Source organism: Pontibacter sp. Tf4, assembly GCF_014212495.1.
Taxonomy (GTDB): domain Bacteria; phylum Bacteroidota; class Bacteroidia; order Cytophagales; family Hymenobacteraceae; genus Pontibacter.
On record NZ_JACKZC010000008.1, the window covers coordinates 27,292 to 48,010 of the forward strand.

21 protein-coding genes are annotated in these 20,719 nt (G+C 45.3%); 10 read left to right on the top strand and 11 right to left on the bottom strand.

Annotated elements, in window-relative coordinates:
* Nucleotides 1–361 precede the first annotated feature (361 nt).
* The 4 genes from H7F15_RS13965 to H7F15_RS13980 all read right to left on the bottom strand — a co-directional run bounded on the left by H7F15_RS13965 (nt 362) and on the right by H7F15_RS13980 (nt 4,000).
* The gene (locus tag H7F15_RS13965; RefSeq protein ID WP_185197612.1) at nt 362–1,123 is read right to left on the bottom strand and encodes a DUF6503 family protein; all 762 of its coding nucleotides are present in this window, start codon (nt 1,121–1,123) and stop codon (nt 362–364) included.
* A gap of 118 nt (nt 1,124–1,241) precedes the next feature.
* The gene (locus H7F15_RS13970; RefSeq protein ID WP_185197613.1) at nt 1,242–1,901 is read right to left on the bottom strand and encodes a YceI family protein; all 660 of its coding nucleotides are present in this window, start codon (nt 1,899–1,901) and stop codon (nt 1,242–1,244) included.
* Between the two features lie 35 nt (nt 1,902–1,936).
* Nucleotides 1,937–2,389, bottom strand: a complete 453-nt coding sequence (locus tag H7F15_RS13975) for a MarR family winged helix-turn-helix transcriptional regulator (protein ID WP_185197614.1) — start codon at nt 2,387–2,389, stop codon at nt 1,937–1,939.
* Between the two features lie 621 nt (nt 2,390–3,010).
* Nucleotides 3,011–4,000: an enolase C-terminal domain-like protein gene (locus H7F15_RS13980; protein WP_185197615.1), complete on the bottom strand. Its 990-nt coding sequence runs from the start codon at nt 3,998–4,000 to the stop codon at nt 3,011–3,013.
* Nucleotides 4,001–4,258: 258 nt separating this feature from the next.
* On the opposite strand from H7F15_RS13980, the gene H7F15_RS13985 reads away from it, so the two are divergent.
* The 7 genes from H7F15_RS13985 (at nt 4,259) to H7F15_RS14015 (ending at nt 12,366) form a co-directional block, all read left to right on the top strand.
* A complete protein-coding gene (locus H7F15_RS13985) occupies nt 4,259–5,701 on the top strand; it encodes a dicarboxylate/amino acid:cation symporter (RefSeq protein WP_185197616.1) in 1,443 nt (480 codons plus the stop codon).
* 199 nt (nt 5,702–5,900) lie between these two features.
* On the top strand, nt 5,901–7,256 hold the full coding sequence (locus H7F15_RS13990) for a pitrilysin family protein (RefSeq protein ID WP_185197617.1): 1,356 nt from the start codon (nt 5,901–5,903) through the stop codon (nt 7,254–7,256).
* A 33-nt stretch (nt 7,257–7,289) separates the two neighbouring features.
* Nucleotides 7,290–8,924 (top strand): pitrilysin family protein, encoded by a 1,635-nt coding sequence (locus H7F15_RS13995; RefSeq protein ID WP_185197618.1) that lies wholly within the window; start codon nt 7,290–7,292, stop codon nt 8,922–8,924.
* 156 nt (nt 8,925–9,080) lie between these two features.
* Nucleotides 9,081–9,815, top strand: coding sequence for a carboxypeptidase-like regulatory domain-containing protein (locus tag H7F15_RS14000; protein WP_185197619.1), 735 nt, complete (start codon nt 9,081–9,083; stop codon nt 9,813–9,815).
* A gap of 57 nt (nt 9,816–9,872) precedes the next feature.
* Nucleotides 9,873–10,640 (top strand): carboxypeptidase-like regulatory domain-containing protein, encoded by a 768-nt coding sequence (locus tag H7F15_RS14005; protein WP_185197620.1) that lies wholly within the window; start codon nt 9,873–9,875, stop codon nt 10,638–10,640.
* A 203-nt stretch (nt 10,641–10,843) separates the two neighbouring features.
* Entirely contained in the window at nt 10,844–11,839 is a 996-nt protein-coding gene (locus H7F15_RS14010) for a c-type cytochrome (RefSeq protein WP_185197621.1), read from the top strand.
* Between the two features lie 122 nt (nt 11,840–11,961).
* Entirely contained in the window at nt 11,962–12,366 is a 405-nt protein-coding gene (locus tag H7F15_RS14015; protein WP_185197622.1) for a hypothetical protein, read from the top strand.
* A gap of 25 nt (nt 12,367–12,391) precedes the next feature.
* Here H7F15_RS14015 and H7F15_RS14020 read toward each other — a convergent pair whose 3' ends face one another.
* From H7F15_RS14020 to H7F15_RS14040, 5 genes are all read right to left on the bottom strand, one after another.
* Entirely contained in the window at nt 12,392–12,940 is a 549-nt protein-coding gene (locus H7F15_RS14020; RefSeq protein WP_185197623.1) for a GNAT family N-acetyltransferase, read from the bottom strand.
* A gap of 45 nt (nt 12,941–12,985) precedes the next feature.
* Nucleotides 12,986–13,543: a sugar O-acetyltransferase gene (locus tag H7F15_RS14025; protein WP_185197624.1), complete on the bottom strand. Its 558-nt coding sequence runs from the start codon at nt 13,541–13,543 to the stop codon at nt 12,986–12,988.
* 23 nt (nt 13,544–13,566) lie between these two features.
* Entirely contained in the window at nt 13,567–14,661 is a 1,095-nt protein-coding gene (locus tag H7F15_RS14030; protein WP_185197625.1) for a Fic family protein, read from the bottom strand.
* 213 nt (nt 14,662–14,874) lie between these two features.
* Complete coding sequence (locus H7F15_RS14035) at nt 14,875–15,669, bottom strand: hypothetical protein (RefSeq protein ID WP_185197626.1); 795 nt, start codon at nt 15,667–15,669, stop codon at nt 14,875–14,877.
* A 106-nt stretch (nt 15,670–15,775) separates the two neighbouring features.
* Nucleotides 15,776–16,012 (bottom strand): maltose acetyltransferase domain-containing protein, encoded by a 237-nt coding sequence (locus tag H7F15_RS14040; RefSeq protein WP_185197627.1) that lies wholly within the window; start codon nt 16,010–16,012, stop codon nt 15,776–15,778.
* 181 nt (nt 16,013–16,193) lie between these two features.
* On the opposite strand from H7F15_RS14040, the gene H7F15_RS14045 reads away from it, so the two are divergent.
* Together H7F15_RS14045 and H7F15_RS14050 are read left to right on the top strand one after the other, a co-directional pair.
* The gene (locus H7F15_RS14045; protein WP_185197628.1) at nt 16,194–16,730 is read left to right on the top strand and encodes a DUF2975 domain-containing protein; all 537 of its coding nucleotides are present in this window, start codon (nt 16,194–16,196) and stop codon (nt 16,728–16,730) included.
* 3 nt (nt 16,731–16,733) lie between these two features.
* A complete protein-coding gene (locus H7F15_RS14050; RefSeq protein ID WP_185197629.1) occupies nt 16,734–16,940 on the top strand; it encodes a helix-turn-helix transcriptional regulator in 207 nt (68 codons plus the stop codon).
* A 42-nt stretch (nt 16,941–16,982) separates the two neighbouring features.
* Here the strand turns inward: H7F15_RS14050 and H7F15_RS14055 are convergent, their stop codons facing one another.
* Complete coding sequence (locus H7F15_RS14055; protein WP_255481255.1) at nt 16,983–17,699, bottom strand: pseudouridylate synthase; 717 nt, start codon at nt 17,697–17,699, stop codon at nt 16,983–16,985.
* Between the two features lie 530 nt (nt 17,700–18,229).
* On the opposite strand from H7F15_RS14055, the gene H7F15_RS14060 reads away from it, so the two are divergent.
* Nucleotides 18,230–19,327, top strand: coding sequence for a type I restriction endonuclease (locus H7F15_RS14060; RefSeq protein WP_185197630.1), 1,098 nt, complete (start codon nt 18,230–18,232; stop codon nt 19,325–19,327).
* An 85-nt stretch (nt 19,328–19,412) separates the two neighbouring features.
* Here the strand turns inward: H7F15_RS14060 and lpxB are convergent, their stop codons facing one another.
* The gene (gene lpxB / locus H7F15_RS14065) at nt 19,413–20,525 is read right to left on the bottom strand and encodes a lipid-A-disaccharide synthase (RefSeq protein WP_185197631.1); all 1,113 of its coding nucleotides are present in this window, start codon (nt 20,523–20,525) and stop codon (nt 19,413–19,415) included.
* Nucleotides 20,526–20,719: the final 194 nt, after the last annotated feature.

The following is a 20,719-nucleotide window of genomic DNA, read 5'->3' on the forward strand; positions in this document are numbered from 1 at the left end:
CCGCGCGATGCCCGAAGACGGGGCCTCCCGGCCCAGGAGGGAGCCAATTTAACTATAGGACTGTAGGCTTATAGAGTTCCCAGGGTTGGAGGAAACTATAATACAGTGGCTTGTGTCGGATAGTAGGCAAAGTAAATTATAGAAGGTTAGCTCTTGAGCAAAAACTATAGTCTAAGATAGATTTCTCGCTGCACTCGAAATGACAATAGTTACTATAGAACAAATAAGATGTCTCACAGCTACGCTGGCTCTTTTCTACTCACATCTCAAGAATGCTCGACATGATAAGGCAGAAATTTAGATTTTAGGATAAAATCTAAATCAATACAACACATCCATAGTAAACCCTGGTTCAGGAGATTTACTCCGGCAACTCCCTTACTTCTATCTCTTCCAGATTTATATCCGAAACTTTCTTCAGGTTGCCGGCCTCAAAAGCTGTATCGTAATTTTCGATGTTAAGGCCTTTTTCTTCTGAAGTATAGTTGATATAGTCCTGGAAACGGATGCCGCTGATCGTGCGGGGGTTTATGGCTTCGCGGAAGCGGGTGCCTAAACTGCCGTCGTCCTCTTTATAGTTATAGGCCAGGTAATCCATGGTGTGGTGTTGCTTGTGGAACCAGTACACGTACTCGTCTTCGTGGTCCTGGCCGCCGCCTTCCTGGGCAAAGGTTACTTTAATTTTATAGTAAGGCTCTCCCTTTATAGTTACCTCACCCAAATACGCTTTCTGCACGGCCGCATCGTTTAAAAAATAAGGCAGCAGCGCAAAGTATATCACGGAGTTTACCGAGTTGCTGAAGGCCTGCTTCCGCTCTTCGGGTAACTCCACTTCCTTGTTGTCTATAGTTCGGGTAAAGCCGCTGTTGCGCAGCACATCGTGCACATGCTGGCCCGTGGTGTCGGTAAAGGTGCGGCTGTACACAAAGGCGCCGTTATCGCGGAGCGAGCGGTAGAGTTTGTCGCGGAGCCGGAACTGGATGATGCTTTTATCGAATCTTTTACCGCCGTGTGCTTCAATGGCTTTGTCAACTATCTGCTGTGCCGAAGGTGCTTCTGGTTCGCAGCCGGACAATAGCATCAGGAGAGCAACTATAGGTAAGAAAAAATAAAGTGCGCGCATTAATTATAATCCTTGGTTTATATCAAAGGTAACAAACTATAGCTTAGCCCGAAAGAAAACCGCCCCGACACTACAAGGAGCGCCGGGGCGGAATCAAAACCTTAATTATCTACTCCAATTACTGCTTTGCAGTTACATTGAATGATACAGTGAAATCATCCATGATAACGTTATCACCCAGATTATCGAAGAAGCTCTTAGAGCCATACTTCACATCGTACTGAGAACGGTCTACTGTAACATCAGCCTTAGCTGTTACCACACCATTTTTAGTTGTGATAGTAGCCGGGAACTGTACTGGCTTGGTAATGCCTTTGATCGTTAACAGACCATTTACTTTATAGTTTGGCTTACCGGCAGCAGCTTTTGCGATCGGGGCAAGCGACTTGATTTCGAAAGTAGCGGTAGGGTGTTTCTCCACGCCAAAGAAATCGTCAGACTTCAGGTGGCCTACCAGTTTGCCGTTGTACTCAGCGTCTTTAATATCTTCTACAGTGATAGAGTTCATGTCGATCACGAACTTACCGCCAGTTACTTTGTTTTTGTCTACAGTAAGGTTACCGCTCTTCAGGGCAATAGCGCCATAGTGCTCACCACCAATTTTCTTACCGTTCCATTTTACTTCGCTCTTCTCGATTACAGCGTTGTAAACACGGCCTTTAGCAGGAGCTGCTACTTCAGTAGTGGCTACAGCATTTTCAGTTTTGGTTGTATTACCAGCGTAAGCCGTCATCATCAGGGCACCGGCAAGTGAGGCAAGAATTGCTACTTTTTTCATTTTAATTTATGGTTATGTATTGGTTACTATTTTAATTAATCTCTGATTTTATCCAGCATCCGGTTAAGCTCCCGGGTTTCATCTTCTGTCAGGTTATAGATGCCGCCGCTTTTGTTGTCGTTATCCAGGGCATCGAGCTGTTTCAGCAGGTCAAGGCCTTTCTCGGTTATCAGCACATCCACGGTGCGGCGGTCGTTGGGACATTGTTTGCGGGTTACCAGCTCTTTTGCTTCCAGCTTATCCACGATCCGCGATGCGTTAGAGGTCTTATCCAGCATGCGCTCTATCAGCAGGCTAACGGTAGCCGGCTTCGGGTATTGCCCACGCAGAATGCGAAGCACATTGAACTGTGGCGATGTAATGCCAAACGGTTTTAACATACTGCCATGTTCCTGCTGCAGAAAATTAGAAGTATAAAGCAAATTGATGTATGCCTTATGATACTCGTTTCTGAATGCTGTCTGCTTTATTTCTTCTTCTATCTTCATCGTTGATATGAATGATGATGCAAATATATGTACATACATTTAATGTACAAACACAATACACGTTTTTTTTCAGATTAGTTTCAAGAAAACCTAAATTTTCAGAAAAAAACAGCTCAGGCAACTATAGAAGCCGGTTTTTGAAAGGATGTTTTATTATTCATGGAAGACTGGTATGCAAAGTTAAGCGATTCCAGCATCGGGCCTTACATAGGTTATGGGAGATTTGACCGGAAGCAAACTATAGTTTCGGAGCTATAGTTGGGAAGCTATAGTTTATGAGATGCCTTTGCTATAGTTGTGTCTGTAGTGCAGTTACAACTATAGTTGCTATAGTTTGGCCTGGTTAGTTTAGGATTCTACAGTTAATCTTAGATCATTATCTGTTCAGGATTCCGGGCTATAGTTGGCGCAGTGTTGATGAGTAACTTCAGAGCCATTTTAAACTATAGTTATCCGATAGAACTATAGTTCAGACTATAGGTGCAGGTCTTTTGTCCCATGTCAAAAAATCCTTTGTCAAAAATTCAGGGCGTGCCGGCAAGCCGTCGGGTTCTCTTTTTCAGGGAGCAGTAGACAGCTAACAATTCAACAATTTAACTATCAACAATTTAACAATTCAACTTACTTCAGGTACAGAATTCCCTGCTCTTCGCGTACCAGCTTAAAAGGCTCATCGTCCAGGATCAGGAAGCCATCGAGGTCGGCAAAGTCGAAGGCGGCGCTAAGCTGCATGGCGCACCAAATGCCCAGGCTGGTCTCCACCATGCACCCGATCATCGCCATCAGGCCATGTTTGCGCACTTCCTGCAACAGGCGCACGGCATTTAAGTAGCCACCGGCTTTCATCAGCTTTATGTTCACCCCATGAAATTCCTGCTTCAGCATCGAAAAATCCGCATCATCGGTCACAGATTCGTCGGCCACCAACGGAATCGGGCTGAGCGGTTTAAGATGGGCGTAGGCGGCGGCTTCGGAGGCGGGCATAGGCTGCTCTATAAACAAGACCCGTTGCCTGTCGATCGTCTGCAGAAAGCGTAATAGCTCGTCGGGGTCTTTCCAGCTTTCGTTTCCATCCAGCACCACGGGTTTCTCTACCACGTCCAGCACTTCCTGCAGCAGCTCGGCGCCCTGCTCGCTGTTCACTTTTAGCTTTAAACACGGAAAACGCTGCAGGTTATGCTTTTTTATAAACCCGCGCACCTGCCCCACTTCCATGATCGGCAACGAAAAGCAGGTAGCCTGCTGGTGCGGCAAAGGCTGGCCCAATAGCTGGTGTACCGGTACCTGTTTTACCTGGCAGTAGTAGTGCAGGTAGGCGGCTTCCACGGCAAAGCGCAAGGCATTCACGGGCGGGTGCTCGGTAAGCAGCTGCAGCAGCTCCTCCATCGATTTTACACTGGCCAGCCCCGCCATCAGCAATACCTGGTACTGTTGCAGCAGCAGGTCCGGGGTCTCGCCGTAACGAATGTTGGGTGCCGCCTCTCCAAAACCACTATAGGTTCCGTCCGAGACCTGTACCAGGAAGTTCAGTTTCTCGTCGCTGGCATTGCGGGCTATGCGCCAGGTATATTTCAGTTTCAGGTGCAGGGCCTCGATGCGCCAGGTTAGCATATAGCAGAATAATAAGTTTGGATTAGCTGAGGCTAAATATACTGATAAGGCACAACATAAGATGCACCGCCTTAAGGGTTAATGACACTATAAAATTGAGTTTATACTATAACTGTCTTTGGCGTTGCGCTTGATCTGGTTATATTTGCTTAGTTTTAACAGGTGGGTTTATGAGCGTTTACTACGTTATGGGCTGCTTATTACTTACTTAACATCCGGCAACCTGCCGCTGGCGGGTGCTATACTTCACTCATCTTTATGAAGAAATTATCTTTTATTCCTGTAGCTGCGCTGTTAAGTATCACGATAGCAGCTATCCTCACCGTGTTGCAGTACTATAACGTCATTAACCTTCCGGGCGAGGTGCTGATGGCTGTGCGCTGGACCTGTATCGGCTTTTTGCTGGCGTACGGTATCCGGAAAAAGTCACTTACCACCTGGATCCTGATCAGTATGGTTCTGGGTATTGAGATCGGTTACGATTTCCCGGAATTTGCAACCAACCTCAACGTACTCAGCAAGGTCTTCCTGAAGCTGATAAAAACAATTATTGCACCGCTTATTTTTGCCACGCTGGTGGTGGGTATTGCCGGCCACTCTAACCTGAAACAGGTAGGCAGCATGGGCTGGAAAGCGCTGGTTTACTTCGAGGTTGTTACAACTATAGCCCTGTTCATCGGTTTGGCAGCTATCAACATCAGCAAGGCCGGCGAAGGCGTTGACATGAACCTGGCGGAAGTAAATGAAGACATTACGGCCCCGGCCAAACAAACCGCTTCAGATATCATTCTGCACGTTTTCCCAGAGAACATTGCCAAATCCGTAGCCGAAGGGCAGGTATTGCAGATCGTGGTATTCAGTGTGCTGTTTGCCATTGGCCTGGCCATGGTAACCGAGAAAAAGCGCAAGCCAATGCTCGATTTCTGCGAGAGCTTGTCTGAAACTATGTTCAAGTTCACGAACATCATCATGTACTTTGCACCGGTTGGTGTGGGTTCGGCTATCGCTTATACGGTTGGCCACATGGGGCTTGGTATCCTTGTAAACCTGTTCCATTTGCTGGCAACCTTGTATGTGGCGCTGCTTGCCTTTGTGTTGCTGGTGTTATTGCCAATAGCCTTGATCGCCCGTGTTCCTATCATCCGCTTCCTGAAGGCTATCTCCGGCCCGGTGTCTATCGCGTTTGCTACTACCAGCTCCGAGGCTGCCCTGCCACGCGCCATGGAAGAAATGGAAAAACTGGGTGTGCCGCGTAAGATCGTAGCCTTTGTAATGCCGACCGGCTATAGTTTTAACCTTGATGGAACAACCCTGTACTTATCGCTGGCTGCAGTGTTTGTGGCGCAGGCCGCTGGTATTCCGCTTAGCTGGGAACAACAGTTGGTGATGGTGTTTACCCTGATGCTGACCAGTAAAGGCGTGGCCGGCGTACCGAGAGCGTCACTGGTTATCTTATTAGGTACAGTGGCCTCGTTTGATCTTCCGGTATGGCCTGTATTTGCCATTTTAGGGATAGATGAACTGATGGACATGGCCCGTACTTCCATTAATGTAACCGGTAACTGTCTTGCTACTGCCGTAGTTGCCCGCTGGGAAGGCGAGCTGGATATTCAGCCGGAAACTGGTATAATAGCCACTACTAACCCTGAGCTGGCAGACGAACTACCTGCCACAGAAGAAAAGCCAAAAGAACTGGTCTAACTATAGTTCAGAAAATTGCAGAAGCCCCGCCCACAACAGGCGGGGCTTTTTTATGTAGCCGGTCAGCGATAAAACCCGATAGTTGATAGATATAAAAGCGCTTTATAGCCAGTGTTTTGGGCAAAAAAAGCTAAACCGCTATATTTAAACGTAGTATTACCGTACGTACTTACACGATAACACACTAAACCTATAAAACATGAGAAACAAGATAGTAGCGCTGCTGCTGCTCGTGCTATGCACCATTTCGGCGGTGATAGCGCAAACCCAGCAAAGCAGTAAAATTCTGCCCTACCCTATCCACCAGAAAAAGCTTGACAATGGCCTGAACGTAGTAACCGTACCTTACAACAGCCCGGGCATTGCCGCTTTTTATATTGTAGTAAGAGCCGGCTCGCGTGAGGAAGTAGAGAAAGGCAAAACCGGCTTTGCGCACTTTTTTGAGCACATGATGTTCCGGGGAACCGACAAGTACAGCACCGAAGCCTACGGCGACATTATGAAGGAAATGGGCGCTGCCGCCAACGCCAACACCAGCATCGACCGCACCCTGTACCACATGACCGGCAACGCCGACATGCTTGACAAAATGTTCGAGATCGAAGCAGACCGTTTCCAGAACCTGAAATACAGCGTGCACGACTTTAAAACCGAAGCCGGCGCCGTGAAGGGCGAGTATACCAAGAACTCAGCCAGCCCCTACCAGCAACTATACGAAAAACTGGTTAGCACTGCCTTTACCAAGCACACCTACGCGCACACCACCATGGGCTTTTTTGAAGACGTGGTAGACATGCCTAACCAGTACGACTACTCGCTTACCTTCTTCGATCGCTTTTACCGCCCCGAATACACTACCATACTGGTTGTAGGCGATGTAACGCCGGATAAAGTAAACAACCTGGCGCAGCAATATTTTGGCAACTGGAAACGCGGCAACTATAAGCCTGATATTGCAACAGAGCCAAAGCAAACACAAACGCGCTATGCACACGTGCAGCAGCAGGGTTTCCCGCCATATTTAACGCTGGCATTTAAAGGGCCTGCTTTCTCTGATAACAGTAAAGACCTGCCGGCGCTGAGCATCCTGTCCAATATTCTGTTCTCGCAAAACTCAGACCTGTACCGCAAACTGGTAGTGCAGGAACAAAAGGCCCGCTTTATTGGCGGTGGTCCGCAATACTCCCGCGACCCAAACCTTGTTTCTTACTCGGCCTCTGTGGTAAATGCCAACGACATGCAGTATGTAAAAGACGAGATGATGCGCGTGCTGAACGAGGCGAAAACCAAACCGATAGATGCCCAGAAGATTGCGGATACCAAATCGCGCATCAAGTATAGCTTTGCCATGAGCATGGACAGCCCCGATGCCATCGCCAACTCACTCTCGCAGTACATCTGGCTGACCGGCAACCCGGAAGCACTCAACAACATGTATGCGGTGTTCGACACTGTTACGGCCAAAGACCTGATGGATGTAGCCAAAAAGTACTTTACACCAACCACACTCACGGTAGGCACCATTGCCCCGTCGGAGAAATCGCCTGTAAAGTAATTTTATAGTTAACCAGACTTAGAAAGAGAAAAGATGAAAAAAATAGCTGCATATATACTGCCTGTTGCCCTGCTGGCTGCCTCCTGCACCAAACAGCCGCAGGCATCCCAGCAAACCACCGATACAACCACAACCACTGAAACAGCTCCTGTAGCCTTTGATGCCAACACCGCTTTTGGTCCGGGCAAAGTGGTAGAGTTACAGAACCCGCAGTCGAACAAGGTCATCATTAAACTGATGTTCAAGAACGGCTCTATGGCGGATCCGAAAGGCAAGGAAGGCTTAACCTATGCCACAGCTCAGATGATTGCCAATTCCGGTACCCAAGACATGACCGTCACCCAGATCCGTGAAAAAATATATCCATGGGCAGCTGGTTATGGTGCGAGCACTGATAAGGAAGTAACTACTTTTACTTTTATGGTGCACCGCGATTTCCTGAACGATTTTTACCCGATCGTGCGTGGCCTCATGCTGCAGCCTGCTTTTGCTGAAGACGATTTTAAACGTGTAAAATCGAACCAGCAGAACTTTGTAGACCAGGTGATCCGGGCTTCATCAGACGAAGAATACAGCAAAAAGGCATTGGAAGACCTGTTGTTTAGAGGTACCAATTACCAGCACATGGTAGAAGGCACATCTGCCAGCGTACCGAACATTACCCTGGAGGACGTGAAGAAGCATTGGCGCAACATGTTTACCCGCAACAACCTGATGATAGGCGTAGCTGGCAACTATAGCGCTGACTTCCTGAACAAGCTGAAAGCCGACATGGCGCAGTTATCGGATGTGAAACCAACTATACCACTGGCCGGTCAGCCAAACAAGCCGAATGGTGTGCAGGTAGAGATCATTCAGAAAAGTGATGCCTTAGGCTCCGCTATATTTACAGGTACGCCGATGCCTATAACGCGCTCTGCCGATGATTTTGCTGCCCTGATGGTAGCCAACTCGTTTCTGGGGGAGCACCGCAAGAGCTATGGTAAACTATACGACAAGATCCGGACAACCCGCTCCATGAACTATGGCGACTATTCATACATTGAGTGGTACGACCAGGGCGGAAGCTTCCAGTTGCCAAACCCGGGTGTGCCGCGTACATCCAACTACTTTGCCCTCTGGATCCGTCCGGTACAAATTGCGGAAGGTTTGAAGCAGCAGTATGCCGAACTGAAAGACATTAACGTTGGTCATGCCCATTTTGCCCTGCGCCTGGCCATGCGCGAAGTAGATAACCTGATCAAGAATGGCATGACGGAGCAGGAGTTTGAGCTCACACGCAAGTTTCTGAGATCATACATGAAACTATACGCCCAGACCGAAGAGAAACAACTTGGCTTTATGATGGACTCACGCTTTTATGGTCGCGAAGATTACCTGAAAGAGATGGACCAGTTACTGGCTAACCTGACCGTAGAGCAAGTGAACGATGCCGTGAAAAAGTACTGGGATGTGCAGAACATGTACGTAACCATAGTTACCGACGACAGCGAAGCCGAGCCGCTGAAGCAGGCACTGCTCAACAACACGCCGTCGCCGATGAGCTACTCGAACCTGGTAAAAGAAGGCTTGCCAAAAGAAGTACTGGCCGAAGACGACATCATCGCCAACTATACACTGAATGTGAAAGACGTAAAGATTGTAGACAGCAAGGATACCTTTAAATAAAACTATAGTTTATAGTTACGGAAGCCGGAGTCCTGATCTGCAGGGCTCCGGCTTTTTTTGGCACAGTTTTAGATATAAGACAGAAGCTATATATTTTATACAAAATCTTTAATTCTATACATCTACAGTTCAGACCACCATTAATTTCCATAGCACATGAAACAGACTTATACCCTTCTTTTACTGCTTGTTACGCTGCTAACAGCATGCTCCGACCCGGAAGATCAACCGCCAGTATTGCGCGGTACCGTTAGCGGAAAAGTGAACGTTTACAACGAATATAACGAGCCCGAGCCGGCGGAAGGCGTAACGGTGCAGGCGCTGGTTGGTAACACCACCCTGGAAGCCAGTGTTGACGAAAACGGCAATTATACGATAACAAATGTGCCGTATGGCCAGTGGACCTACCTGATCTCGAAACCCGGTTTTAAGCAGCATTATAAAAAGGACTTTAATCTTTCCGAGGAGAAGGCAACGCTGGATTTCTCTATATCGCGGGCGCCATCTTTTTACGTAGACCGGGCCGAATTTTATGTACACAACGATGACCAGATACGCGCCAATGTGTTGCTCAGCGAAGCGGTGCCTGCCGGGAAAGAGTTTACGCTGGTTACCTATGTTGGCAAAACAGCCAATGTCTCTTACGAAGATTATCTGTTTAACAGCATTGCAGGCTTTACATCTACCGGCGAAGAAAATGTGCAGTTGCTTCCTTCTATTTCAGTAGATGACCTGAAAACCAACTATGGCTTTACGTCGGGAGACACGATTTATTTTATGGTTTACCCCGGCGCTGCCCGGCTGTATGGTTACTGGGAGGGCAAAGAATATAAAGTGGAGGCTGGCCTGAACCCCTCGCTGGCCGTTACTTTCACGCTTACCTTACCTTAACAGCTTTTACAGTTACAACATCTCATCAGCATACAGGCATTATAATCTGATTAACCTATGAACTCATTTTTAAGAGCTGCGGCTATAGTTGCGGCAACTATAGCAGGCCTTATCCTAAGCAGCTGCGAGCGCGAACCTGGCTCAGGCCCTAATGCCGAGGGCATAAACGGCGGCGTAAAAGTATACAACGTGTATGGCGAAGAACAGGACCCTTCAGGCATAACCGTTACCATGGAGCAAACAGGCAAAACCACCCTTACCGACCACGAAGGCGGCTATGTATTCCCTTACCTGGAGTCAGGCACCTATAGTTTTAAATTTACCAAAGACGGTTTTCCTGCTACTTACGTACGCGATGTGGAGCATAAGCGCACCAAACATTTCTCAACACCGGCTCCCGTGGCCAGAGTTATAGAACACTCCACCTATTATGTGACCGAGGCCAGCGTTACTGTAAACACCGAAACACAGGGAGGCCCGTATTTTATACTGAAAGGAAAACTGAACAAGCCGGTACCCGCCGGAAAAGAGATACGCCTGAAACTTTACCTTGACGACGAAGAAACGGTCTCGCTCTCAAACTTTGTACACTTTTTTCCTTACAGGGTAACCGGCCAGGAGTTTGAGCTATACTATCCCTACTTTGCCAGCCTGACCAGCAACGGCGAAATGAAACGGGGCGACCGTGTATACATGGTTTTCTTTACCGATGCCATGGTAGAAGACAACTGCACCGGAGAGTACCTGAAACCAGATTGCACGAACAGCACTTCCATAAACACCACCAACCCTATTGTGCTAAACGAAGTGATCCCGCAACTATAGTTTGACCAGCTTTTTTGAAAATTATTGAAAGCCGCAGCTAAACGCCTGCGGTTTTTTTATTTGTGTCTACCAGTTCGGGAGCAACATTTACTAAGTAATATAGAACTTTCGGTATACTATAGTTGCAACATTCATATTTTATACTGAAATTTCACAATTAACTAATACTATAGTTCTATCAATCACCATCATCACCGCACACTATGAGAAAGTTTTTCAGAATTGCCGGCTATGTTGTAGTAGCCATACTGGCAGTTATAGCAGCCGGCGTAATTTACATGCAGTACGCCTTCCCTAACGTAGATGCTGCTCCTACTATTACCGTAAAAGCCACTCCTGCTTTGGTAGAGCGCGGCGAGTACCTGGCCAACCACGTAGCTGTTTGCGTCGACTGCCACTCCCAGCGCGACTGGTCTCGTTTTGCTGGTCCTGTAACACCGGGTACCGAAGGCAAAGGCGGCGACCGCTTCGACCATTCCATGGGGTTTCCGGGCGTATTTTATGCCAGAAACATCACCCCTGATAAAGAGACCGGCATTGGCAACTGGACCGACGGCGAAATTTACCGCGCCATTACAGCCGGCGTAAACAAAGATGGTGACCCGCTTTTCCCGGTAATGCCTTATAAATCGTTCAGCCAGATGCAGGAGCAGGATGTGTACGCCATTATTGCCTACCTGCGCACGCTGCACCCGATCCGGAATGAGATACCTGCTTCTGATGCCGATTTCCCAATGAACCTGATCCTGCGCACTATGCCGGCAACGCCTGCCAATAAGATAAACACGGTGGCCGAAGACCAGCTATCGAGAGGAAAATACCTGGTAACCATTGCCTCCTGCAACGACTGCCACACCCCTGCCGAAAAAGGTACTCCCATAGCGGGCAAAGAACTGGCCGGTGGTTTTGAGTTTAAGCTGCCTTCGGGCACACTGCGCTCCACTAATATTACCCCGGATAAAGAAACCGGCATTGGTAACTGGACCGAACAGGCATTTGTGAACCGCTTTAAGCAGCACCTTGACCCTGCTGTTGCCAACCGGAAACTTGGCCCGAACGACTTTAACACCATTATGCCCTGGGCCATGTATGCCGGCATGAAAGAAGAAGACCTGCGCGCCATTTACCAGTACCTGCGTACCATAGAGCCTAAAAAGAACAAAGTAGAGCGCTTTACACCCGCTCCTGCAAAATCATAACTAAACTATAGCCTTACCCCTATCTGCGGAAAGAGCCTTTTGTTGCTACAAAGGGCTCTTTTTTTTAAATTTATAGTAGACTTAAAATTGGCTGGATGCTATGCCCGCAAATACCCGGACTTATGAAGAAAGCGCTGACAACTATAGTTCTTGTTTTACTACTTGCCCTAAGCTCTAACGCGCAGGCTCCAACCCACGAGCTGCATACCTTTGTAAAGCGATTTGAGTACTTTCTGAAAACCAACACCGCAAAACTGAGCTTGTCGGCTACAGACTCTGCCAATACCATGCCGGTGCCAATGCCAAACGCCCTCGATGCAACCAAAACACGCGTAACAGACCCGAGCACTGGCCTCTGGGTTTACCCCAACATGGGCAAGGTATACGACCCCGAAACCGGCTACTACATTGCCTATGAAGGGCAGTATTACTATCAGTACAAAGCAGATACAGCTTCCGCGAAGATCTACAAAGGAAAAACAGAGATTGAAATAAAAAGGCTGAAGCAGGACGCAGCCAGGCAATGACCCAACTATAGTTCGGACCAATGCGCTATAGTTTACCTGCCTGAAATTGTTCGTAAGCCTCTCGGGTAAGCTGCCAGCGGTTTACTTCCTGTTCAAAATTTATAGTTCCGGGTATAGTTGTGTGCCGCTTTACAAACTCGAAACCTGTTTTAGCCAGTGTTTTATTCGGAGCAGGGTTAAGTGCATAAGGCTCGCAGTAAAGCGTTTTGAGCTGCAGGTTTTCGAAATAGAATGGTAGCGATTTTTTAATCAGTTCGGTTCCAGCGCCTCTTTGCCGGAGCGCCGGTTGCCACAAATGCAGGTGCATGTACGCCGCCTCACCGAACTCGATCCTGTTCACGTTGCTGTGCCCTACCGGCCTGTCATTTTCCAGCCAGATCAGCGCATAGCTCATCCGTTCGTTCACTGGCAAGCCCAGTTGCTGTGTAAGCATGGCAGTCAGGTCTCCGCGTGAAGGTACTTTGGCCAGGTCCACGCCCATACCAACTAGGAAATCAGGTTCAGAGGTCAGCCAGTAATCGGCGATGAGAGGAATGTCTTCAGATTGAAGTTCGCGTACGCTGAGTTGCTGCATAATGCTATAGTTGTCGGCTATAGTTAAGGTAACTATAATTCCGGGTTAATCCAGCTCGCGGATTACTTTACACGGATTTCCGGCAGCAAACACACCGGCCGGAATATCTTTGGCAACCACACTTCCGGCACCTATTACGCTTCTGTCGCCGATGGTTACGCCGGGACAAATCACTACACTGCCGCCTATCCAGACGTCTTCGCCTATCGTTATGGGTTTGGCAGATTCCAGTCCGGTGGCGCGTTCTTTATAATTTAGTGGGTGCGTAGCAGTATAGATCTGCACATTCGGTCCGAAAAGTGTGCGGCTGCCTATAGTTACCGGCATTACATCCAGCACTACGCAGTTAAAGTTAAAAAACACCTTGTCGCCAACTATAATATTGTAGCCATAATCGCAGTAGAAAGGTGGTTGCAGCCACAGGCCTTCGCCGGCGTTGGGTATCAGCTCTTTTAAAATGCGGCTTCGCTCAATGGGGTAATCTTCGCGGGAGTTGTTGAGCTGTTGCAGCAGCAGCCTTGCCTTTATCCGCTCTTCTGATAGTTGTGGGTCGAGCGCATCGTACAACTCACCCGTTAGCATTTTCTCTTTTTCAGTTTGCATGAGGTATTGTACGTGGGATTAGGTTATAGTTGCACTTTAGTTTCAAGCACAGCCATCAATCGCTGGTTCAAGTATAGTTTTTCCTTCCCTACTTTAGTTGATTTCAAAAAGCCTTCTGTTTCGAGTGCTATGAGATAATTCCCTACTGTTTTTGGTGTACCCATATTTGCATCAATTAGAAACTGACGCTTGGTATACGGCAATCTGAACAATATTTCAATTAGCTCTTTTGAATACACTTTCGGGAGTTTTTCTTTGATCTCATCTGCTGTATCCTTCATTACATTTATAATACTTTCTAATTTGTGTAAACCACTTGTTGCGGTTTTCTCAATCATATCCAGCATGTACATTATCCACCCTTCCCAGTCGTGTTCTTCAGTTACAGCTCTTAACCGCTCATAATAATCAACTTTGTGCTGTATTATATATTCACTTAAGAATAATGCAGGTACATGTAATAGGTTTGTCAACTTGAGATACAGCAGCAGTAAAATTCTTCCAGTACGCCCGTTGCCATCTATAAACGGGTGTATGGCCTCAAACTGGTAATGCATAAGCGCCATTTTGATCAGCGGATCTAAAGAGCTGTCCTCATTAATGAACAGCTCCAGATTCGTGAGCTTTTCCCGAATAATATCTTCACCGGCTGGTGGGGTATAAATTATCTCGCCTTTTGCATTAGACAGTGTAGTACCTGGCGTTGACCGAATACTCGATGTGTTCTGCTTTATACATTGCATAATCTCAATGCACAGGTTAGTTGTAATAAAGGGCCGTGACTCTAGTTTCTTAAATCCATACCACAAGGCATCCTTATAACCTATTACTTCTTTGGCTGCGGCATTTTCATATTTCAGATCAGCAACTACCGCTTTATAAAGATCATCATTGGTGGTTATAATATTCTCTATCTCAGAGCTCGCCTTTGCTTCTTGTAGGTGAATTGTATCTAAAAACAGCGTAGGATTGGGCAAGTTGATAATTGCTCCATCTAGCTGAGCGAGTGCTCTGCTGGCGGTTATTGTTTTCCGTAAGACCTCTTTTGTTTCCAACTCTATTTGTGGTGGTAACAGAGGCAAATCATTGTAAGGTTTGTGTCTGTTAAACTGTGGCATATAAGAGTAGCATTTATACTCACGACAAATACAAAGGTAAATATATGTAAATTTTACCCTTATTCACAATTCAGGTGTAATTGTTACACTCTAAGTCAGAAACACAGCTACAGATAATTATTGAGTACGTCGTACAACTATATAGAACTAGCTTTCTAAGAAAATACCTATTTGCGTGCACCTGTCTCTACATATCATAGCAATAAAAACGCACTACTTTTTAGCTTTGATAAACCTCTCTTTATTAGCCTCCCAATAGGTCCTAATTTTACTTATAGTTTGTGCTGATGTTCTAGGATTAAAATAACCAGCTTCATATTGAGTATTAAAATAAAATGAGAAGGTTAGCATCTTTGAATAATCCTTTTCTATATTTAACCCTACTGTTTTTAAACCCACATATTTAGGGAAGCCCCTGCTTACAAGTCGTCTCATTTGATTATCTAATGAAACGATTGCTAAATGATCGAAAAGAACATCTACAGCTTCTCTTTCATCTAGAGGTACCTTGCTAGCATTTTCACCTACTCCTCCTGTAATATACCTTTGCTTTATCTTTTCATTTTCATTCAATGGTTCTGGCATGCAAATATGTATAAGCCCTACTAATGGAAAACCATCATTTATTAGTCCATAAACCTGCTCTTCCCCTATAGAGTTCGCATTTCTCTTAGGATTTCTTCTTGTTGGTCTAACTACTTTAACTTCTATAGCACACGATCTTTCAAAGAATACTTTTTCACCTGAAAATGGTATTATAATAATGTCAAAATCGCCCGGTTTAGTTGTCTTATCAAAACCAAGACTTTCTCTCAAAAGGTGTTTACCAATAAAAAATCCTTTGTACTTATTATATTCATGGTCTCCTACAGGCTGATAAATTAGATTTGAAAAAAGATTATAATTGATTTTATCCTCATGCCCCTCAACAATAAGAGAGTCTATGAGCTCCCTTTCATCAATGTAGGTTTTGATATAATTAAACTCAGGAATTTTCTCAGCTTCCATAGATATATAATGTGCTTATATTCAAGATCATTAATTCACAACTAGCTTTTGGATACCATTTATCAATTAATAAAACAGAGGTAATTATTTTATCTATCCATTAAACTCAGAGGACTATATTAAGTCCCTTGCCATTAAATATAAAAATACTATGCAGACTATAAGCCTTAGCCAGTGTTAGGTAAGGCTCTCTTAAAATGCGGGCACGTTCGATGGGGTAATCTTCGCGGGAGTTGTTGAGTTGTTGTAGGAGCAGCCTTGCCTTCGTTCGCTCTTCTGAAAGTTGTGGGTCGAGTGCATCGTACAACTCACCGGCCAGCATTTTCTGTTTTTCGGTTTTCATCGGGTGTTAATTAGTTTATAGTTAACAACTATAGTATGCAGGTAAATACTCTACTCACTGGCTTAGGTTATGTTGATGTTTAAATCAAATTTTAGATAGTTTGCCATAAATCAAATAATATTTATTGTTTATCAATAAATATTATTTATACTTAGAACATAAACTATAAAACCCGACAACTATGGAAAAGCATACCAAAACCCAGACGCAGACGATCCTGACTATCATGCACGTACTGGCTTGGATTGTGTTTATAGGCCTACTGATAAAAACAGGCGCGCTGCTTTTTACCTACATACTGAGCTACTTCAAACCCATTGCTGCACAAAATTTATATAAGGGCCTGAACTTGTATGACCTTCGCCAGTCGAGTTTCTACAACTATAGTTTACATTATTCATTTATAGTTGCTTTGTCTGCTATGAAAGCCTATATCGCTTACCTGGTTATCCAGACACTGTCTAAGGTTAATTTGCAGAACCCTTTTACAGCTGAAGTGGCAGGCAGAGTAGCAGCCATCAGTTATGTTTTGCTGGGCAGTTGGGTTGTGCTGCAGCTAAGCAGTGCGCACAGCAAATGGCTGGCAAAAAGCACAGGCGAATTGCTGAGCAGCGGCAATGGAGGCGAGTATTTATTTATAGCAGGCCTGGTATTTATAATTGCCCAGATCTTTAAGCGCGGCGTTGAGATTCAGTCCGAAAACGAGCTAACCGTTTAAACCATGCCTATAGTTGTGAACCTGGATGTGATGATGGCTAAACGGAAAATGTCGCTGAACGAGCTGTCGGAGAAAGTGGATATTACGCTCTCAAACCTGTCGATCCTAAAAACCGGTAAAGCCAAAGCGGTGCGTTTCAGTACCCTGGAAGCTATTTGTAAAGCCCTGGATTGCCAACCAGGAGACTTGCTGGAGTTTACGGAAGATTGAGAACCGTAGCGTTCTTCTAATTATTTAGTTTGGGTTTAGGTTTTACGTCGGTTGCAGGTCTGTAACCATATCTTCAAGCATATGCGCCAGTATAGGAGCACATTTTTCCTGGCAGGAAGGGTAAAAATGGCCGTGTTTCCAGGTAGCTGATTTAGGGGATTGCCCCCACCAGAACTCTGCCAAAGCTAAAGGCTGCATCTGGTGCCGGAAAGCATAGTGTAATAGTTTGGGAGCAGCGCATTCACCGGCCCCGGCAGGCGGGTTGTTGTTGAATTGTTTTTGAAAGATCGTGCGCAGGCTTTTTTCTTGCCCAGCCTGGTTCAGGAAATGATATTGGTCAAAAAGTTTAGCCTGTAACGCAACAGATGTCGTTTTACGCAACTGATGAAGCATACCGATCATCTCCTTGTTATCGGCCAGCTCTTCCTGTAGTTCCTTTATCTGCTTGCTTATTTGTGTAAGCTCCTTCATTCCGACGTTTAGAAAGCTGCCTTCTTTAAGGGCATCATATACCGGGGGAACGAACTTTGCATGATGATAACCTCCTGCCAGTTTACCCGAAAAGGCTGCCAGGTATCCGACCTCATGCTGGGCCGTTCTGACGACCAACACCCCAAACATTTTACCAATGATCCTGCCTTCACAGCTATCGTTCAGCCCGAAGTTATGCTCCCACTCCTTCTGCTTACTAAGGTAATCCTGTAGCTCTCTGGATGCCAGTAAGCTGATAGGGTGCGGTTTATAGTTAAAAGGATCCATAAACGTATCAGGTAAAGCAAAACGCTCTATCGATTCTTTAAATGGGGTAAAGAAGCTATTTTGGGGAGGTAAGGAAGGCGGCAAGCTGATACTTTTACTATTAACAGGGTGCAAAAGTAGCAAGAATAGCCAAGAGTTTTCCCGGTTTAGCAGAATTGAATTACATATTCTAACCAACCAGTAAGTATAGGCTTGAAGCTTTTATCAGAAACACGCATTTATTTGTAAAGCATAAGCTTGCCAACTGGAAAACTAGCTGGTGTTTACTGAAGAGTAACCATACCGCCATTTTGAGCGCAGCGGTAACTGGTGGTTGTATTTGGCGGCAGTTTGCAACTGCCAAAACTATAGTTTAAGGTTGATACGCCAGTTACAAACTGGCACCATAGTTAGCCACAAGTTACGCTGGCGCTAAACTGTCGGGATACAACACTTTATTATATTAAAATTCCATTAAAATATTTGATTTTTATTGCGATTACATTTCAAATCCTGTATATTGAATAATTGCTAACTATAATCAAAAGAAAATGGACTTTATAGACATCATCAAAGCGCTATCTGAAAAGGTAGGCCGGCTTCAAAACAGCATTCAGACTGAAGAAGCTACAAAAAATGCATTTATTATGCCCTTCATAGCGGCTTTAGGTTATGATGTCTTTAACCCTCATGAGGTAGTTCCTGAATTCATAGCAGATTTAGGAATTAAGAAAGGTGAGAAGGTTGATTACTGCATCTTCAAGGATGAAAAGCCTGTTATCATAATTGAATGCAAACACTGGAAAGAAGATTTGAATGTTCATAACAGCCAGCTTCACCGCTATTTTCATGTCACTACTTCCAAGTTTGGTATCCTTACCAATGGCATAACCTATAAGTTCTACACTGATTTAATAGAGCCTAATAAAATGGATGATAAGCCATTTTGGGAGTTTAATATCACTGAAATTACTGATGTTACTGTTGCGGAACTGAAAAAGTACCACAAGAACTCTTTCGATATCGACAAGATATTAAATGCCGCCACAGAGTTGAAATACAACAGAGAAATCAAAAAGATAATGTTGGAAGAAATGAATAATCCAACAGATGCTTTTGTCCGCCACTTTGCTAAGCAGATACATTCAGGAGTACTTACTGCAAAGGTAATGGAGCAATTCACTGGTATAGTTAAGAAGGCGCTAAATCAGTATGTAAGTGATTTAATATCTGACAGATTAAAATCAGCTCTTCAAAATGAGGCCCAGCGAGATTTTGCTGATACTGTATCTCCAACGCCTGAAAAAGATGCTTTACTACCTGAAGAAACCACAGAAAACAAGGTTGTTACTACAGAGCTTGAGAAAGAAGCATTTTATATTGTTCGCTCTATTCTTATAACACAGTTAGACGTAAACAGAATCGTTTATCGGGATGCACAAAGTTATTTCAGCGTACTGGTAGATGATAATAACAGAAAGCCAGTTTGCAGACTATTCCTGGAAGGTATTAAGAAAAGTATTGTGTTGTTTGATGAAAACAGAAAAGAAACCAGACACGAATTGACTTCCTTAGATGACATCTACTTACATACAGAGCAGTTAATTGTAACAGCAACAGGTTATGATATTAAGAAGGCTACATCGTAGATCAAACTAACTACACATAGTCAGGCCCACATTATACTATGCATAGTAAAATGTGGGCCTAATTTTTATATCAGGACTATAACCCCTACCCCTTCAAATACTCCACCATCAATTCAGCGGCGCGTTCAGCGGTGCGGTACTCTCCTATTTTCTCGCGTACGAGGGCGTAACCATCTTTTTGCTTTTTGATGAAGGCTTTGTCGAAGAGGATGCTTTTTAGCTCGGCTGTTACCTGCTTACCTGTAAATTCGTCCTGAATCAGTTCGGTAACTACTTGCTTGCCAGCAATCAGGTTTACCAGCGAAATATAAGGCACTTTGATCACCCACTTACCGATGGTGTAAGAGAGTTTGCTAGTCTTGTAGCATACCACCTGCGGCACATTAAACAGGGCTGTTTCTAAAGTGGCTGTGCCGGATGTAACCAAAGCTGCTACCGAATGCGAAAGCAGGTCGTAGGTCTGGTCGTATACTATTTTAATGTTCTTGTCTTTGTTATATTGCTCGTAGTAGTCTTTGCCAAACGTAGACACACCGGCAACTATAAACTGGTAATCACGGAACGACGGAAGTACACTCAGCATTACTTCGAGCATGTTCTCTATTTCCTGGGCACGGCTGCCCGGAAGTATAGCCACGATAGGCTTGGAATTATATAGCTTATTTTTACCTCTGAAATCTGGGTTCGCCACATGGTCAGTTACCGAATCAGAAACCGGGTTACCAATGTAATCCACGTCGTAATCGAAGCGCTTGTAGAAATCCTTCTCAAACGGCATGATCACGAACATGCGGTCCACTACTTTTTTGATTTTGTGCGCGCGGCCCTGGTTCCAGGCCCAGATCTTCGGGGAAATGTAATAGAAAACCTTTAGCCCGCGGCTTTTGGCAAACCTGGCGATGCGCATGTTGAAACCAGCATAATCTACCAGTATCACCACATCAGGTTTATAGTTGGCGATGTCGGCTTTCGCTTCTTTCAGGTAACCGAAAATTTTGCGGAGATTCTTGATCACTTCGGCAAAGCCCATAAAGGCCATGTCCTGGTAATGGCGCACCAGGTCCATGCCGGCGGCCTGCATCATGTCGCCGCCCCAGCCGCGTATCTCCGCGTCCGGGTCTTTCTTCCGAAGCTCCTTTATAAGATTGGAACCATGCAAATCACCTGATCGCTCGCCAGCTATAATGTAGTATTTCATGTAATGCAGAAACGTAATGGGCTACCTGAACAGGTATAAGCGCACTAAAAATTAAAAAGGAATAAGTATAAAAGAAGAATCAGTTTACATTATTTGTCATCCTGAAAGGATCTTGTTGGCAAGTTGCATTAGCTTAACCTCCCTTCTACCAGGTTTCTTACAGAATGACAATTCTCTTTTATACTTTGATTTAA

Bases quoted from the DNA above. Each gene is read 5' to 3' on its own strand.
- H7F15_RS13965 (WP_185197612.1), bottom strand. From the start codon at position 1,123: ATGCGCGCACTTTATTTTTTCTTACCTATAGTTGCTCTCCTGATGCTA.
- H7F15_RS13970 (WP_185197613.1), bottom strand. From the start codon at position 1,901: ATGAAAAAAGTAGCAATTCTTGCCTCACTTGCCGGTGCCCTGATGATG.
- H7F15_RS13975 (WP_185197614.1), bottom strand. From the start codon at position 2,389: ATGAAGATAGAAGAAGAAATAAAGCAGACAGCATTCAGAAACGAGTAT.
- H7F15_RS13980 (WP_185197615.1), bottom strand. From the start codon at position 4,000: ATGCTAACCTGGCGCATCGAGGCCCTGCACCTGAAACTGAAATATACC.
- H7F15_RS13985 (WP_185197616.1), top strand. From the start codon at position 4,259: ATGAAGAAATTATCTTTTATTCCTGTAGCTGCGCTGTTAAGTATCACG.
- H7F15_RS13990 (WP_185197617.1), top strand. From the start codon at position 5,901: ATGAGAAACAAGATAGTAGCGCTGCTGCTGCTCGTGCTATGCACCATT.
- H7F15_RS13995 (WP_185197618.1), top strand. From the start codon at position 7,290: ATGAAAAAAATAGCTGCATATATACTGCCTGTTGCCCTGCTGGCTGCC.
- H7F15_RS14000 (WP_185197619.1), top strand. From the start codon at position 9,081: ATGAAACAGACTTATACCCTTCTTTTACTGCTTGTTACGCTGCTAACA.
- H7F15_RS14005 (WP_185197620.1), top strand. From the start codon at position 9,873: ATGAACTCATTTTTAAGAGCTGCGGCTATAGTTGCGGCAACTATAGCA.
- H7F15_RS14010 (WP_185197621.1), top strand. From the start codon at position 10,844: ATGAGAAAGTTTTTCAGAATTGCCGGCTATGTTGTAGTAGCCATACTG.
- H7F15_RS14015 (WP_185197622.1), top strand. From the start codon at position 11,962: ATGAAGAAAGCGCTGACAACTATAGTTCTTGTTTTACTACTTGCCCTA.
- H7F15_RS14020 (WP_185197623.1), bottom strand. From the start codon at position 12,940: ATGCAGCAACTCAGCGTACGCGAACTTCAATCTGAAGACATTCCTCTC.
- H7F15_RS14025 (WP_185197624.1), bottom strand. From the start codon at position 13,543: ATGCAAACTGAAAAAGAGAAAATGCTAACGGGTGAGTTGTACGATGCG.
- H7F15_RS14030 (WP_185197625.1), bottom strand. From the start codon at position 14,661: ATGCCACAGTTTAACAGACACAAACCTTACAATGATTTGCCTCTGTTA.
- H7F15_RS14035 (WP_185197626.1), bottom strand. From the start codon at position 15,669: ATGGAAGCTGAGAAAATTCCTGAGTTTAATTATATCAAAACCTACATT.
- H7F15_RS14040 (WP_185197627.1), bottom strand. From the start codon at position 16,012: ATGAAAACCGAAAAACAGAAAATGCTGGCCGGTGAGTTGTACGATGCA.
- H7F15_RS14045 (WP_185197628.1), top strand. From the start codon at position 16,194: ATGGAAAAGCATACCAAAACCCAGACGCAGACGATCCTGACTATCATG.
- H7F15_RS14050 (WP_185197629.1), top strand. From the start codon at position 16,734: ATGCCTATAGTTGTGAACCTGGATGTGATGATGGCTAAACGGAAAATG.
- H7F15_RS14055 (WP_255481255.1), bottom strand. From the start codon at position 17,699: ATGGATCCTTTTAACTATAAACCGCACCCTATCAGCTTACTGGCATCC.
- H7F15_RS14060 (WP_185197630.1), top strand. From the start codon at position 18,230: ATGGACTTTATAGACATCATCAAAGCGCTATCTGAAAAGGTAGGCCGG.
- lpxB (WP_185197631.1), bottom strand. From the start codon at position 20,525: ATGAAATACTACATTATAGCTGGCGAGCGATCAGGTGATTTGCATGGT.